Annotated in this window: 13 protein-coding genes and 1 riboswitch; of the genes, 6 read left to right on the forward strand and 7 right to left on the reverse strand. The window is 74.0% G+C overall.

Annotation, left to right across the window (positions count from 1 at the left end):
* Window positions 1–1,332, forward strand: coding sequence for a CHRD domain-containing protein (locus FHU36_RS28225; protein ID WP_185086814.1), 1,332 nt, complete (start codon window positions 1–3; stop codon window positions 1,330–1,332).
* A gap of 271 nt (window positions 1,333–1,603) precedes the next feature.
* Here FHU36_RS28225 and glyA read toward each other — a convergent pair whose 3' ends face one another.
* Together glyA and FHU36_RS28235 are read right to left on the reverse strand one after the other, a co-directional pair.
* Window positions 1,604–2,857, reverse strand: a complete 1,254-nt coding sequence (glyA, locus tag FHU36_RS28230; RefSeq protein WP_185086815.1) for a serine hydroxymethyltransferase — start codon at window positions 2,855–2,857, stop codon at window positions 1,604–1,606.
* A 23-nt stretch (window positions 2,858–2,880) separates the two neighbouring features.
* Window positions 2,881–2,955, reverse strand: a riboswitch (ZMP/ZTP riboswitch).
* Window positions 2,956–2,987: 32 nt separating this feature from the next.
* On the reverse strand, window positions 2,988–3,935 hold the full coding sequence (locus FHU36_RS28235; protein ID WP_221496607.1) for a YihY/virulence factor BrkB family protein: 948 nt from the start codon (window positions 3,933–3,935) through the stop codon (window positions 2,988–2,990).
* Window positions 3,936–4,080: 145 nt separating this feature from the next.
* Between FHU36_RS28235 and FHU36_RS28240 the strand changes: the two genes are divergently transcribed.
* Window positions 4,081–5,508 (forward strand): sensor histidine kinase, encoded by a 1,428-nt coding sequence (locus FHU36_RS28240; protein ID WP_185086816.1) that lies wholly within the window; start codon window positions 4,081–4,083, stop codon window positions 5,506–5,508.
* Here FHU36_RS28240 and FHU36_RS28245 read toward each other — a convergent pair.
* From FHU36_RS28245 to FHU36_RS28255, 3 genes are read right to left on the reverse strand one after another with little or no spacing between them, the layout of a single operon-like run.
* Window positions 5,444–6,403: a TAXI family TRAP transporter solute-binding subunit gene (locus FHU36_RS28245; RefSeq protein WP_185086817.1), complete on the reverse strand. Its 960-nt coding sequence runs from the start codon at window positions 6,401–6,403 to the stop codon at window positions 5,444–5,446. The two genes, FHU36_RS28240 and FHU36_RS28245, sit on opposite strands and share 65 nt — an antisense overlap.
* Before the next feature lies 1 nt (window position 6,404).
* On the reverse strand, window positions 6,405–7,064 hold the full coding sequence (locus FHU36_RS28250; RefSeq protein WP_312891968.1) for a response regulator transcription factor: 660 nt from the start codon (window positions 7,062–7,064) through the stop codon (window positions 6,405–6,407).
* Between the two features lies 1 nt (window position 7,065).
* Window positions 7,066–9,771 (reverse strand): nitrate- and nitrite sensing domain-containing protein, encoded by a 2,706-nt coding sequence (locus FHU36_RS28255; protein WP_185086819.1) that lies wholly within the window; start codon window positions 9,769–9,771, stop codon window positions 7,066–7,068.
* Between the two features lie 257 nt (window positions 9,772–10,028).
* Between FHU36_RS28255 and FHU36_RS28260 the strand changes: the two genes are divergently transcribed.
* Window positions 10,029–12,056 (forward strand): TRAP transporter permease, encoded by a 2,028-nt coding sequence (locus FHU36_RS28260; protein WP_221496608.1) that lies wholly within the window; start codon window positions 10,029–10,031, stop codon window positions 12,054–12,056.
* Window positions 12,056–13,030, forward strand: coding sequence for a TAXI family TRAP transporter solute-binding subunit (locus tag FHU36_RS28265; protein WP_185086820.1), 975 nt, complete (start codon window positions 12,056–12,058; stop codon window positions 13,028–13,030). Before FHU36_RS28260 ends, FHU36_RS28265 begins: the two co-directional genes overlap by 1 nt.
* A 65-nt stretch (window positions 13,031–13,095) precedes the next feature.
* Here the strand turns inward: FHU36_RS28265 and FHU36_RS28270 are convergent, their stop codons facing one another.
* Window positions 13,096–13,467, reverse strand: a complete 372-nt coding sequence (locus FHU36_RS28270; protein WP_185086821.1) for a YccF domain-containing protein — start codon at window positions 13,465–13,467, stop codon at window positions 13,096–13,098.
* 32 nt (window positions 13,468–13,499) lie between these two features.
* Window positions 13,500–14,297, reverse strand: a complete 798-nt coding sequence (locus tag FHU36_RS28275) for a TIGR03084 family metal-binding protein (protein ID WP_376774159.1) — start codon at window positions 14,295–14,297, stop codon at window positions 13,500–13,502.
* A 45-nt stretch (window positions 14,298–14,342) separates the two neighbouring features.
* On the opposite strand from FHU36_RS28275, the gene FHU36_RS45895 reads away from it, so the two are divergent.
* On the forward strand, window positions 14,343–14,468 hold the full coding sequence (locus tag FHU36_RS45895) for a hypothetical protein (RefSeq protein WP_281394348.1): 126 nt from the start codon (window positions 14,343–14,345) through the stop codon (window positions 14,466–14,468).
* 61 nt (window positions 14,469–14,529) lie between these two features.
* Window positions 14,530–14,616 carry a putative leader peptide gene (locus FHU36_RS46935; protein ID WP_357903709.1) on the forward strand — a complete coding sequence of 29 codons (87 nt, stop codon included), beginning with the start codon at window positions 14,530–14,532 and terminating at the stop codon, window positions 14,614–14,616.
* The last annotated feature ends 3 nt before the right edge of the window (window positions 14,617–14,619 follow it).

Below are 14,619 nucleotides of genomic sequence, written 5' to 3' on the forward strand. Positions count from 1 at the left end.
ATGCCGCTTTCCCGACCCGCACTCACCGGTGCCGCGCTCGCCACCGGACTGCTGGCCTGCGCCCTGGCTCCGGCGGCCGTCACCGCCTCCCCCACCGGCACGACGGCCGCCGGGACGCGGGAGACGCCCCGGGCCGTCTACCTCGCCGCGGGGCTGCGCGGCGCCAACGAGGTGGGTGCCAAGGGGGACGCCGACGGCCGCTCGACGGTCGTGCTGAAGATCAGCGGGAACCGGGTGACGTTCGCGATCCGGTGGAACAGGATCGACCTGCCCTCGGCGGGACACGTCCACCTGGGCGCCCGGGGCACGAACGGCGCCGTGAAGATCCCGTTCTTCACGGCGGCGCCGCCGAGGACGACGCTGGGCGTGCTGGGCACGGTCGAGGCCGACGCCGCGCTCCTCGGCTCGCTGGTGCGCGACCCGAGCGGGTTCTACGCCAACCTGCACAACGCCAAGCACCCGCAGGGCGCCGTACGCGGCCAGTTCCACCGGCTGGCCCGGCCGGTGGACCTGCGCGGCGTGCTGCACGGCAGCAACCAGGCGACGCTCGGCGCGCACGCCGACGGGGCGCAGGAGGTACGCGGGGACGACGGCATGAAGCGCGGCGACCCCGACGGAGGTGGCGCCTGGTGGCTGCGCCCGCACGGGTCGGCCATCGGGTACACGGCCCTGTGGGAGGGGCTCGCCCCGGTGACCGGCGGCCACATCCACAAGGGCGGCCCCGGCCGGAACGGCCCGGTGGTGGCCGACCTGCTCGGCGCGCCCGCCAAGGGGCTGCCGGCCAACCTGATCGGCCTGGCCGGCGAGGCCCGGGTGCCCGCCGCCGTGGTCAGGCGGATCGCCGCCAACCCCGGCGGGTACTACACCAACCTGCACACCACCGAGTTCGGCGGCGGCGCGGTCCGCAGCAGGCTCGCCGGCGGCCGGCTCGACCACCCGCGGGCGCTCACGGCCGACGTGCTGCGCGGCAGGCAGGTGTACGCCTGCGCCAGGCAGCGGGGCGGCGGCCACGCCTTCACCCGCCCGCACGGGGCGGCCGCCGAGCTGCGGCGCGGTATCTCCCTGACGCTGGCCCCCGGCGGCTCGCCGAGATGGGCCGCCTCCGACGGCAGCGCGGTGCGCGGCCGGCCCGTCGCCCGGACCGCGGACGGCCGGGGCAGGCTCCCGGTGCTGCTGCTGGCCGCGGCCCCGTCGGGGCGAGGCGGCCTGCTGTCGCACACCACGCAGATCCTGCGGGTCAACGCCGAGGGCGGCCTGCCGCCCGCCGGCTCCTGCAGGCCGGGCACGAAGGCGCTGGTGCCGTTCGGCGCCGACTACCTCTTCCTCGGCTGACGGGGACGAGCGTCCCCCGCCGGGGTCCGGCCCCTCGGCCACTCCCCCCGCCCGCTCCCGGCCACCGGCCCACCCCCGGGAGCGGCGACGCCCCGCCGCACATCTCGCAGCCTGTGCGGCGGGGCGTCCTCTCACTCCGGTGTCCGAGTGCTCGGGTGTCCGAGTGCTCCGGTGTCCGGTCGTCCCGGTGTCCGAGTGCTCGGGTGTCCGGTCGTCCCGGTGTCCGAGTGCTCGGGTGTCCGGTCGTTCCGGTTTCCGGTCGCTTCGGTGTCTAGGACAGGCCGGGCGCCGGGAACCTGGCGGTCAGCTCGCTGACCTCGCCGTGCACCCGGGCGATGACGTCCTCGGCGTCGCCCTTGGCCAGGGCGGTGACGACCTCGTCCATCCAGGCGCCGATCTGCCGCATCTCCGGCTCGCGCATGCCGCGCGAGGTGACCGACGGCGTGCCGATGCGGATGCCGGACGGGTCGAACGGCTTGCGGGTGTCGAACGGCACCGCGTTGTAGTTGGTCTCCAGGCCGGCCCGGTCGAGCGCCTGGGCGGCGGGCTTGCCGCCGATGCCCTTGGGCGTGAGGTCGACGAGGATCAGGTGGTTGTCGGTGCCGCCGGACACCAGGTCGAAGCCGCGGCTCGCGAGCTCCTCGGCCAGCGCCTTGGCGTTGGCCACCACCTGGTGGGCGTAGGCCTTGAAGTCGTCCGTCGAGGCCTCGTGCAGGGCCACGGCGATGGCGGCGGTGGTGTGGTTGTGCGGGCCGCCCTGCAGGCCGGGGAAGACGGCCTTGTTGAGCGCGGTGGCGTGCTCGTCGGTCGTCGCCATCAGCATGGCGCCGCGCGGGCCGCGCAGCGTCTTGTGGGTGGTGGTGGAGATGACGTCGGCGTGGCCCACCGGCGACGGGTGCGCACCGCCCGCGACCAGGCCCGCGATGTGCGCGATGTCGGCCGCGAGCACGGCGTCCACCTCGCGGGCGATCGAGGCGAAGCCCTCGAAGTCGATCGTGCGCGGGATCGCCGTGCCACCGCAGAAGATCACCTTGGGCCGGTGCTCCAGAGCCAGCTCGCGCACCTCGTCGAGGTCGACGCGGCCGGTGTCCTTGCGCACGCCGTAGCGGACCGGGTTGAACCACTTGCCGGTGGCCGAGACGGACCAGCCGTGGGTGAGGTGACCGCCGAACGGCAGGCCCATGCCCATCACGGTGTCGCCGGGCTGCATGAACGCCAGGTAGATGGCGAGGTTGGCCGGCGAGCCGGAGTAGGGTTGGACGTTGGCGTGGTTGACGCCGAACAGCGCCTTGGCCCGCTCGATCGCGAGGGTCTCGATCTGGTCGATGACCTGCTGGCCCTCGTAGTAGCGCTTGCCCGCGTAGCCCTCGGAGTACTTGTTCGTCAGGACCGTGCCGGTGGCCTCGAGGACCGCCTTGGAGACGTAGTTCTCCGAAGCGATCAGCTTGACGGTGTCGGCCTGGCGACGCTCTTCGGCCTGGATGAGCTCGGCGATCTGCGGGTCGACGCTAGCGAGAGAACTCATGACTCTCCTGTCATCATTGACATGGCGAAGACCCAGGCGCACGGCCTCCGCTCCTTTCGCTCCCTGGTGGTGGTCCACCTTCATGCGCCAGTCGCGTCGCTTCCGACCCTATCGGAAGTGGTGGGCCGGCTCACTTCGGCATCACGACCGGCAGCCGGCCGACCCCCGGCCACAGCCGGTCCACCTCGGCGTTCAGGATGGCCCCGATGAGCACGGCCAGGGCGGTGATGTACAGCCACAGCAGCAGGGCGATCGGCGCGGCCAGCGAGCCGTACACCGACACGGGCGAGAACCACGCGGCGAGGACGGCGCGCAGCACGGCGGCGCAGGCGATCCACAGCATCAGCGCCAGGATCGCCCCGGGCAGCTCCCGGAACCACCTGGTGCGCAGCGGCACGCTCACGTGGTAGAGCACGGTGAGGAACAGCACCGACCCGATGATCACGACCGGCCAGTAGAGCAGGTCGATCATGACGCCGTACTCGCCGGGCAGGGCGTCCTTGAGCAGCGTGGGCCCGATGACGAGGATCGGCATGACGATGATGCCGACGACGAGCCCCACCACGTACAGGCCGAACGACATCAGCCGGGTGCGGACGATGCCACGCTCCTCGCCCAGCCCGTAGGCGACGGAGATGAGGTCGACGTACACGTAGAGGGCCCGCGAACCCGACCACAGCGACAGCAGGAAGCCCAGCGAGATGATCGACACCTTGCTGGCGTCGTCTCTCAGCACGTCGTTGATGAGCGGGTCGACCACGGTGATGATCGTGTCCTGCGTGAACAGCACGCCCGCCTGGTCGATCACCCACCGGTGGACCTCTTCGACGCGGTCCTTGCCGAGCCAGGTGCCCAGCTTGGCCAGCACGCCGATGAGGCCCAGCACGAAGGGCGGCAGCGACAGCAGGGCGAAGAACGCCGCCTCGCCCGCCAGGCCCGTCACCCGGTAGGTGACGCCGGCGTTGGTGGCCGCGCGCAGGATCGCGAAGTGCTTGGTGTCGCACACCCAGTTGAGGCCGGCCCGCACATTGGCGGCGAGCCGCCTCTTCGGCCGCACGGGAGCGTCGGTGGACGTCATGGCATCCAGGTGTTCTCGCAGAAACGTTCAGCACAGCTTACGTCCGCAGTGCACTACCCTGCCCCGTCTCCGCCATGCGGGACCGCTGCCGCTTCCCCTCGGCCCGCCGCGCCGTGACAATCTCCTCAGCGGAAAGGGAGGTCCGGTGCGCAGACGTCTGCTCGTGATCGTGATCGGCCTGGTCGCCGGGCTGGTGGCGGCGCTCGGGCTGCCACTGGCCGTGGCGGGCGCCGACCAGGCGTCGCAGGAGCTGTTCATCAGCCGGGCCGACGACACGGCGCGGTTCGCGGACGTGGCCGAGGCGGCGCTGTCCACCGGCCGGACCCGGCGCCTGACGGCCGACCTGCTGCGCTACGACGCGCTGTACGACACCCCGGTGATGGTGGTGAACTCCGACGGTCAGGTGGTGGCCTCCTCCCGCGAGGGGATGTCCCCGGAGCAGGACGAGGTGCGCCTCCCGCTGCTGCGGGGGCTCGCCGGGCGGCCGCCGCAGCGGCCGCACGTGCTGTGGCCGTGGGACGACCGGCCGTATGTGGTGGTCGAGCCGGTGGTGCGCGACGGCCGGGTGCTCGGCGCGGCCGTGACGATCTCGCCGACGGACCGGGCGCGCGACGAGGTCGCCGGGAGGCTCGCCTACCTCGCCCTCGGCGGTGTGGTGGCGCTGCTCGTGGTGGCGCTGGCGGTGGCGGTTCCGGTGGTGCGGTGGGTGCTGCGCCCGGTGCACGAGCTGGACGAGGCCGCGCACGCCGTGGGGTCCGGCCGGCACACCGCCCACGTGTCCGACCGGACCGGGCCGCCCGAGCTGCGGCGGCTGGCCGCGAGCTTCAACGTGATGGCCGACGGCGTCGCCGCCGCCGTGCTCAAGCAGCAGGCGTTCGTCGCCCAGGCCTCGCACCAGCTCCGCAACCCGCTCACGGCGCTGCGGCTGCGCGTGGAGAACGCCGAGTCCACCATCTCCGACCCGCACGGGCGGGAGGAGCTGCGGCTCGCCCTGGAGGAGGCCGACCGGCTCGGCGAGAGCGTGGACGCGTTGCTGCAGCTCGCCCGGGCCGAGTCCACGCACGAGGAGCCCGGCCCGCTCGACGTGTCGGCCGCCGTGCACCGGCGCGCGGTGGCGTGGCGGGCCGCCTACGACAGCTCGGCGACGCCGCTGGCGGTGGACGTGCCGGAGGGGCTGACCGTCACCGGTGTGCCCGACCTGCTCGACCACGCCCTGGACGCGCTGCTCGACAACGCGCTGAAGTTCGGGCAGGGCAGCCCGGTGGAGGTGACGGCCCGCCTTCGGGGCGAGGCGGTGGAGATCCGGGTCCGGGACGGCGGGCCGGGGCTGCCCGCCGGCGAGCTGGCCCGCGCGGGCGACAGGTTCTGGCGCAGCCCGCGGCATCAGAACGTGCCCGGCACGGGCCTCGGCCTGGCGATCACCCGGACCCTGGCCGAGCGGAGCGGCGGGTCGATGACGCTGGCGACGGCCCGGCCCCACGGGCTGGAGGTGCTCCTCACGCTGCCCGTCAGCGGTGCGCCGAGCGGTACCAGCGCGCCGCGCCCTGGTGCAGCTCCAGCGGGAACGTCATGATCGCCGAGCCGGGGTCGAGGCGGCGGGCCTCGGGATGGACCTCGGCGAGCCGGGGCTGGCCCTCGAAGAGCAGCCGGGTGAGCCAGTAGGCCGTGGCCGGCGGCAGGTCGCGCCGGGCGACGAGGTAGGTGGGCACGCTCACGGTCGTCACCGCGTTGGACAGCCCGTAGACGGAGGCGGGCACGGTGGTCCTGGTGTAGAGGTCGCCGTACTCGCGGACCAGCGGCTCGATCGTGGAGCCGAGGTCGATCAGCCGCATGTCCGTTCCGCGGCGCAGGTCGGTGATGGCGGCGCTGGGCAGCCCCCCGCTCCAGAAGAACGCGTCGATCTCCCGGGCCGCGAGCGCCCGGGCCGAGGCGACGACGTCGAGACGGCGCAGCTCGACGTCGTCGGTGAGCCCGGCGACGCGCAGGATGCGCTCGCCGGCGACCGCCGTGCCCGACCCTTCGCCGCCGACCGAGACGCGCCGCCCCCTGAGGTCCTTGACCTTGCGGATGGGCCCGTCGTCGCGCACGACGAGCTGGACGTAGTTGTCGTACAGCCGGGCCAGGGCGACGACGGGGCGCGGCGTGCCGAACTCCTCCCGGCCGGCGAGGGCGTCGGCCGCCACGTCGGCGAGCGTGAACCCCGTCTCCGCGCGGCCGGACACGACCCTCTCGATGTTGTCCACGCTGCCGCCCGAGGGCAGGACCTCGGCGTCAGCGGGGAACCGCTCGCCGAGCACCCGGGCGTACGCCGAGCCGTACACCTCGTAGACGCCGCCCTCGGCGCCCGTGGCGATCCTGACGGGGCCCTCCGGGACGGCCGGCACGTCGGCGGCGGCGCACCCGCTCGCCGGCAGCACGGTCACGAGCACGGCCATGAGGAGGAGCCGGAGCGGCCGCAGTCGCGTCATGTCAGGCGGCCGTGGCCAGCCGGTAGCCGACGCCGCGGACGGTCTCGATCACGACGGGCTCGCCGAGCTTGGCGCGCAGGGTCGCCATGTGCACGTCGAGGGTGCGGCCCGCGCCCGGCCAGGCCGTGCCCCAGACCTCGATGAGCAGGCGTTCGCGTGGCACGACGACGCCCGGGTCGCGGGCCAGGCAGGCGAGCAGGTCGAACTCCTTGCGGGTCAGCACCACCGCCTCCTCCTTGCGGCTGACGGTGTGGGCGGCCAGGTCGACGCGCAGGTCGCCGATCTGCGCGGCGGGGCGCGGGGCGGGCCGCACCCGGCGCATCACGGCCTCCATGCGGGCCACCAGCTCGGCCATCGAGAACGGCTTGACCAGGTAGTCGTCGGCTCCGGAGCGCAGCCCGGCGACGCGGTCGCGTTCCTCGCCCCGGGCGGTGACGGCGATGATGGCGACCTCGGCGCCGTCGCGGCGCAGCCTCCTGCACAGGTCGAGCCCGTCGCCGTCGGGCAGGTTGAGGTCGAGCAGGATCATGTCGACGGGGGGCGCGGCCAGCGCCTCGGCCGCGCCTGCGGCGCGGTGCACCTCGAACCCGTGGCGGCACAGCGCCGCGTCAAGGGCGGCGGCGACTCGGGAGTCGTCTTCCACGACAAGCACGCGCATGATCTCACGCCTGGGTTCGGCTGCTGGGGCGCATCCCATCGTGCCATGGACCGCCGTCGCCGTCTTCGGTCCCGTACCCGCCGATGTCCCGTACGGGTCCCCCGGGGTCCGTCGTGGGGCCGGTCGTGGGGCCGGTCGTGGGGCCGGTCGCGGGGCCGGTCGCGGGGTCCGTCGTGCCCAGGAGGTCGGCGACCTGGAGGCCGAGCCGGCCGGCCTCGTAGGCGACGTCCCCGTAGTCGGTGTCGCCGCGGGTCAGGACGCCCAGCAGGACGGGACCGGCGGCGAAGGCCAGGAGGGCGCCCTCGTCCATGTCCACCGCGGTCTGGCGGACGTGACCGGTCGCCAGCGAGCGGGCGGTGCCGGCGCTCAGCCCGGCGATGCCCGCCACGGCCGCGGCCAGGTGGACGGAGCGCTCCCGGGACAGCGCGCCGGAGGAGGCGAGGGCGACCCCGTCGGCGGAGACGGCGACGGCGTGGGCCACGCCGGGCACCTGGTTGGTGAACCGGGTCAGCAGCCAGCCGAGCCGGTCGGCCAGCATCCCGGCCTCGTGGCCGCCGGCGGTCGCCGCCGAGCGCCCCCTGAGCACCCCCGCCACCTCGTGACCGCCGGGCGCCTCGGGTTCCGCCGGCATCGCGGCGGGAAGACCCCCGGGCGCCCCGGCCCCGAGGCTCCCGAACGTCCCGGTCCCGTGGCCGCCGGGCGTCCCGACCGCGCCCGGGCCGCCCGCGGTCCCCGTCCCGGCCCGGCGGGACGTGGCCGCGAGGAGCGGGGGCGGGATCAGGACGGTGGCGATGACGCCCCGGCCCCGGCTGGACAGCCGGACCGTGACCCCGTGACGGTCCGCCAGCCGGGCGACCACGAGCAGCCCCATGGTGCCGCCCAGCCCGGCCACCGGGGCGTCGGGCCGCGCGAGGCGGGTGTTGGCCTGGTCGAGCGCCACGGGGTCCATGCCGGTGCCCTGGTCCTGGATGGTCACGGTGCACCCGTCACCGGAGGTGTAGGCGCGGACCACGACCGGGGTGTCGGGCGGCGAGTGGTGCGTGGCGTTCTCCAGCAGCTCGGCGATCAGGTGCACCAGGTCGCCGACGGCCTCCGCGGCGACCGGCGTCCCGGCCAGGGCGATGGGCTGGATCCGCCGGTACTCCTCGATCTCGGCCAGGGCGCCGCGGACGACGTCGTACAGCGGCACGGCCGACCCGAACCTGCGGACCGGCTCGCCGCCCGCCAGCACGAGCAGGCTCTCGTCGTTGCGGCGCATCCGCGCCGCCAGGTGGTCGAGCTGGTAGAGCCAGCCGAGCGTGTCGGGATCGGTCTCGCCGGCCTCCAGCCGGTCGATGAGGTCGAGCTGACGGGCGACCAGCGTCTGGCCGCGCCGGGCCATCGCCTCGAACACGGCCGCCGAGTCCCGGCGCAGCAGCGCCTGCCCGGTGGCCAGGTCGAGCGCGCGGGCGTGCACGACGGTCAGCGCGCTGCCCACGTCGCCGATCTCGTCGGGGCCGTGCTGCTCGCCGAGGGCGTGCCGGGCGAGCTGGTCGGTACGGGCCGCGACGGGGTCGGGGGCGGCCCCGATGGCCTTGATGGCCTCGGGCAGCCGGACGTCGGCCAGGGCCAGCGCCGAGGCGCGCAGCCGCCTCAGCCGGCGGGCGAGATCCGCGGCGACCAGGGCCGTCACGCCGAGGGTGAGGGCGAGCGCGCCCGCCGTCAGCCCGATGGTGACCACGAGGCCGCGGCGGGCGTCGCCCAGCACCTCGGCGGCGGTCGCGTCGAGCCGTTCGGTGAGGTCGAGCTCGACGTCGTGCAACCGCTTGATCGTGTGCGAGGCGGCCACGTACCAGGCGTCGGCGTCGGCGATCAGCACCCGGCCGCTCGCGGGGTCCGTCCGGCCCGTCGCGGGGTCCTGCCCGCCCGTGGCGGCGCCGGTCCGGCCCAGGGTGCGCTCCATGGCGGCGCGGGTGGCGCGGGTGGCCTCGACGTCGGGCCCGGCGAACCGGGAGGCGAGCCGGCCGCGCGCCCAGGGGTCGGCCGCGGCCTCGAACCCCCGCAGGTGCGCCGCCTCGGTCGCCGCCAGCCGTACCAGCTCGCGGGCCTCGGCCGGCCGGAGCCGCCCACGCGTGAGCGCGCCGCGCAGCAGCTCGCGCTGCTCGGCGAGCGCGTGCTTGGCTCCGGCCAGCTCCGCGACGGCGTGGGCCTGGTTGGCCAGCCGCTGGTCGTCGATCTGGCGGGGCAGCGCGGTGGCGACGGTGAGCAGGGCGGTCACCGCGGCGCCGTAGCGGTCCTCGCCCGCGGCGTCCTGCGCGGCGCCGTCGCGGGTTTTGGCGAGCGCCTGCTCGGCGCCGCGCAGGGCGGCGGCGAGGCCGGGCGCGGCCTCCTGGGCGGTGCGGCCGGCCTCGGTGAAGGCCCGCCGCGCGGCGTCGGTGCGCTGCCGGGCGGCCGTCACCAGCACCCGGCCGCTGGTGCCACCGCGCGCCGTCAGCGCCTGCGCCTCCGCCTTCTCCCGTTCGAGCTGGTGCACCAGGCCGGAGGTGGCGGTGGACAGGGAGGCCAGGTCGCGGGTGCGCTGGCCGCCGTCGGCCACCCCCATGACGGTGCCGGCCTGCGTCACGGCGAAGGCGAGCAGCCCCAGGACGGGCAGCGCGACGAGGAGTCCGAGCCGCGCTCGTACCGTCCACCACCTCCAGGGACGCGGGGAGATCGGGACTTTGAGCGCCATGCTGACGTACCTCGGTTCGGGGAGTGCAGCGCCGCCCGGACCGCGTGCGCGGACGAGTGGCTTGCGCGCACCTTAGTGGCATGGGTCACATCACGAACATGGACGGACATCAGGATTTGATCTGCCCTTAACACAACCGCGCGGCTTTCCTAAGAGTTCATCAAATAGAGGCGTCCGGACCTTCATGGGTGGGCCAGGTCACATCTACGTTTCACGCAACCGGCGGCCGGTGTGCCGCGGACGTGAGGAGGTTAGAGGTGACATCCGCCGACCAGGGCGCCGCCCCGGCACGCAGTGCCGAAGAGCTCATCGCCGAGTACGACGCCGAGCGGCCGGCGCGGCACCTGACGGGCCGGCTGGCGATCGTCGTCGGGGCGATCGCGCTCGGCGTCTCGCTCTACGCGCTCTACGTGGTGTTCAACCCGATGTCCGTGCTGCCGTACCGGATGAGCTTCCTGGCGGCGGTGCTGCCCCTGACGTTCCTGGCCTACCGGCCGGGCCTGCCTCGGTGGCTCACCCGCCGGCGGGCCGAGGCGGCGGCAGCGCAGCCGGACGGGGCGCCTCCCGTCACCAGGCGCGACGTGCCCGGTGTCTCCGACTGGGTGCTGGCGGCGCTGTCCCTCGCGGTGTGCGCGTACCCGCTGTTCGGGTTCGACGACTTCATCCGGCGCACCTTCGAGCCCTCGACGCTGGACCTCGTCATGGGGGCCGGCTGTCTGCTGCTGGTGCTGGAGGCCACGCGCCGCACCGTGGGGCCGATCCTGCCGGGGATCTGCGTGGCGTTCCTGGCCTACGCCTACTACGGCGGCTACCTGCCGGTGGACTCCGTCCTCGGGCACCGCGGCTACGGCATCGAGCGGATCGTGGTGCAGCTCTACATGGGCACCGAGGGCCTGTTCGGGGTGCCCCTGGACGTGGCGGCGACGTACATCGTGCTGTTCACGATCTACGGGGCGGTGCTGGAGTACTCGGGGGCGGGCGCGTTCTTCGTCAACATCTCGTTCGCGGCGTTCCGCCGCTCGGCCGCCGCGCCGGGCCGTACGGTGACGCTGGCGGGGTTCCTGCTCGGCACGGTGTCGGGGTCGGGCACGGCCACGGCGGTGTCGCTGGGCAGCGTGGCCTGGCCGATCCTGCGGCGGGCCGGCTATCCGCGCGAGCACGGCGGCGGCATCCTCGCCGCGGCGGGGATCGGCGCGATCCTGTCGCCGCCGACGCTGGGGGCGGCGGCGTTCATCATCGCCGAGTACCTCAAGGTGTCCTACCTGACGGTGCTGCTGTACGCGACCGTGCCGACGGTCCTGTACTACCTCGGGATCATCCTGGCGGTCGAGATCGACGCCCGCCGGTTCGGCACCCACGGCGTCGAGATGGAGACCGGCTCGGCCTGGCGGCTGCTCGGCCGGTTCGGCTACCACTTCTCCTCGCTGGTCGCGATCGTGGTGCTGATGGCCTTCGGGGTGTCGCCGTTCCGCGCGGTCGTCTACGCCACCGTGCTGGCCTTCCTGCTGTCGTTCCTCGACCGCGAGCACCGTCTCGGGCCGCGGCGGGCGGCGCAGGCGCTGTCGGCCGGGACGCTCGGCGTGCTGCCCGTGGCGGCCACCACCGCGGCGGCCGGGGTGATCGTGGCGATGGTGACGCTCACCGGGCTCGGACTGAAGGCGTCGCGGATCATCGTGGACCTGGCCGGCGGCCACCTCGCGCTGACCGCCCTGGTGGCGGCGCTGGCGGTGCTGCTGCTGGGTCTGGCCGTGCCGGTGACCGCGTCGTTCATCATCGCGGCCGTCATCATCGGCCCGGCCCTGCAGACGCTGGGGGTGCCGCCGGACGCGGCGTACATGTTCATCTTCTACTACGCGGTCCTGTCGGAGGTGACGCCGCCGACCGCGCTCGCGGCGGTCGCCGCGGCGGCCATCACGGGCGGCAACGCCTTCCGGACCATGATGATGACCTGGAAGTACACCCTGCCGGCGTTCCTGGTGCCGTTCGCCTTCGTGCTGGCGCCGGCCGGGCGGGCCCTGCTGCTGCAGGCCCCGCTGCCGGAGGTGCTCCTGGCTCTCGCGGTCTCGGCGGTCGCCGTGGCCGCGCTGGCCGCCGCCACCGGCGGCTGGATGGTACGGCGGGCCGGCTGGCCCGAGCGTGTCCTGGCGGCGGGCGCGGCCGTCGCCCTGCTCTTCCTCGAACCGGTGAGCGTCGTGGCCGGACTGGCCCTGCTCGCCGTGGCGCTGCTCGTCCACCTGGCGCTGCGCCGCCCCGTTCCCGTACAAGGTACGCAGAAAGGAACCTGATGCGATCCGTCATCCGTCTCGGCGCCGCCGCGCTGGCCCTCGTGGCCGGCCTCACGGCGTGCGGCGGCGAGCGCCAGACCGCCGCGGGCGATGGCGCCCTCTACAACAGCGGGCGGCTGTCCATCGCCACCGGCAACACCACCGGCGTCTACTACCAGCTCGGCGGCGGCTACGCCGACCTGGTCACCAAGAACCTGCAGGGTTACCAGGTCACGGCGGAGGCCACCGGCGCCTCGGTGGAGAACATCCAGCGGGTGGTCCGCGGCGACTCCGACATCGCCTTCACCCTGGCCGACGCGGCGAGCGACGCCGCGACCGGCAAGGGCGCCTTCGACAGCCCGCAGCCGATCAGGGCGCTGGCGAGGATCTACACGAACTACACCCATGTGATCGCGCGCGCCGACGCCGGCATCCGCACCGTCGCCGACATGAAGGGCAAGCGCGTCTCCACCGGCTCCCCGAACTCGGGCACCGAGAACATCGCCCTGCGCCTGCTCAAGGCCGCCGGGCTCAACCCCGATTCCGACATCAAGAAGCAGGCGCTGTCGCTGCCCGAGACGGTGCAGGGCGTCAAGGACGGCACCCTGGACGCGCTGTTCTGGTCGGGCGGCCTGCCGACGGGCGGCGTCACGGACCTGACGACGAGCCTGAAGGACGACGTCGTGTTCGTGCCGATCGACGACCTGCTGCCCAAGCTCGTCGCCGAGTACGGGCCGGTCTACCAGGCCAGCACGCTGAAGAAGGACGTGTACGCCACGGCGGCCGACGTGCCGACCATCGCCGTGCCCAACCTGCTGATCGTGTCGGACAAGATGCCGGCCGACCTCGCCGGGAACCTCACCAAGATCCTCTTCGACAAGCAGGCGGAGCTGGCGAAGGTCCACCCGGAGGCGAAGAACATCAGCCGCGAGGAGGCGCCGAAGACCGACCCGGTCCCCCTGCACGACGGTTCCAAGAAGTACTTCCAGCCCTGACCGCCCCCCGGGCCCCGGAACGCTCCGGGGCCCGGGACGGCTGAGAGGTCCTCTCAGAGGTCCTCTCAGATGTCCTCGATGCGGGCGCCCAGCGGCAGCAGCGAGACGGGCACCATCTTGATGTTGGCGACGCCGAGCGGGATCCCGATGACCGAGATGAACAGCGGGATCGAGGTCAGCACGTGCCCGACGGCCAGCCAGATGCCGGCGACGAGGCACCAGATGATGTTGCCGAGCAGGGAGAACGCGCCGGCGTCGGGGTCACGGACGACGGTCCTGCCGAAGGGCCACAGCGCGTACGCGGCGATCCGGAACGAGGCGATGCCGAACGGGATCGTGATGATCAGGATGCAGCAGATCACCCCGGCCACCGCGTAGCCGAGGGCGAGCCAGATTCCCGCGAAGAGCAGCCAGATGACGTTCAGAAGCGTCCGCATGACCTCAGCATGTCACCGGTCGCGCGAGCGGATCATCGGGCATCCCCCTGAGAGTTCCCCGACTTCGGGGCGCGCCCCTTCCCGGGTGGGCCGGCGAACGCCTGGGCGATCGCCATCCAGGCGCGGGCCGTCGGGCCGGTGATCCGGAGCGCGGTGTCGGCCAGGTGGACGCGCTGCGTGACGAGCAGGCAGAAGTCGAGCATCGGGCCGCGCACCACGTCGGCGGCGCCGGCGGGCCCGGCCGTCCACGGCTCGCCGCCGGGCGCCGTCAGCTCCACCCGCACCGGCTCGGCGGGCACGGGCAGCCCGCGCACGGCGAAGCTGTACGGCAGCGCCCGGTGGCCGATGGTGGCCACGTGGCGCAGCCTGGCCGTGGGCTCGCGGACGACGCCGAGGGCGTCGGCCACGTCCTGGCCGTGCGCCCACGTCTCCATCAGGCGGGCGGTGACGAACGAGGCGGCCGACATGTCCGGCCCGTACCACGGCACCCGGTCGCGCGCCCCGAGCCGGGCGAACGCCTCCAGGCTCGCGGCGCGGGCCGTGCGGAACCAGGCCAGCAGCTCGCCGGCGGCCAGGCCGCGCGCCTGGAGCGCCAGGTCGTCCACGGAGGTGAGCGCGGCCAGCGAGGCGCGGAAGGCCCCGGGGTCGGTCACGGCCGTGCGGGCCGCGTCGTCGAACCAGGCCAGGTGGCTCACCTGGTCGCGCACCGCCCATCCCGCGGCGGGCGTGGGCAGCTCCCACTGCTCCGGCCGCAGCGGCTCCAGCAGGAGCTCCAGGGACGCGCTCTCCGCGCGCAGGTCGTCGAGCAGCCCGGCCATGAGATCCACCACGCCGCCACCCTAACCGAACCCCGTTCTACGGGGAATAATGCAGGTGTGATCTGCGACGACTGCAAGGACCGGCGCCACGACGACTGCCGTGGCGGCTCCTGGTGCGACTGCCAGCACCAGAGCGCGCCGGAGGCCAAGGAGTCGCCGCTCGACTGGCCGCGGCAGGGATGATCACGTCCAGACTCTGGACCCCTTGTTGGACATCCCGGGCGGCTCGCGTATCTTCGTATACATGTTGCCAGCGGACCCCATGCTCGTCGGTCGACGCCACGTCGACCTCCAGCGTGTCCGCAGCGCCATCTGTCGCGACGCCCGTTGACCG

This window comes from Nonomuraea muscovyensis, from assembly GCF_014207745.1.
Taxonomy (GTDB): Bacteria; Actinomycetota; Actinomycetes; order Streptosporangiales; family Streptosporangiaceae; genus Nonomuraea; species Nonomuraea muscovyensis.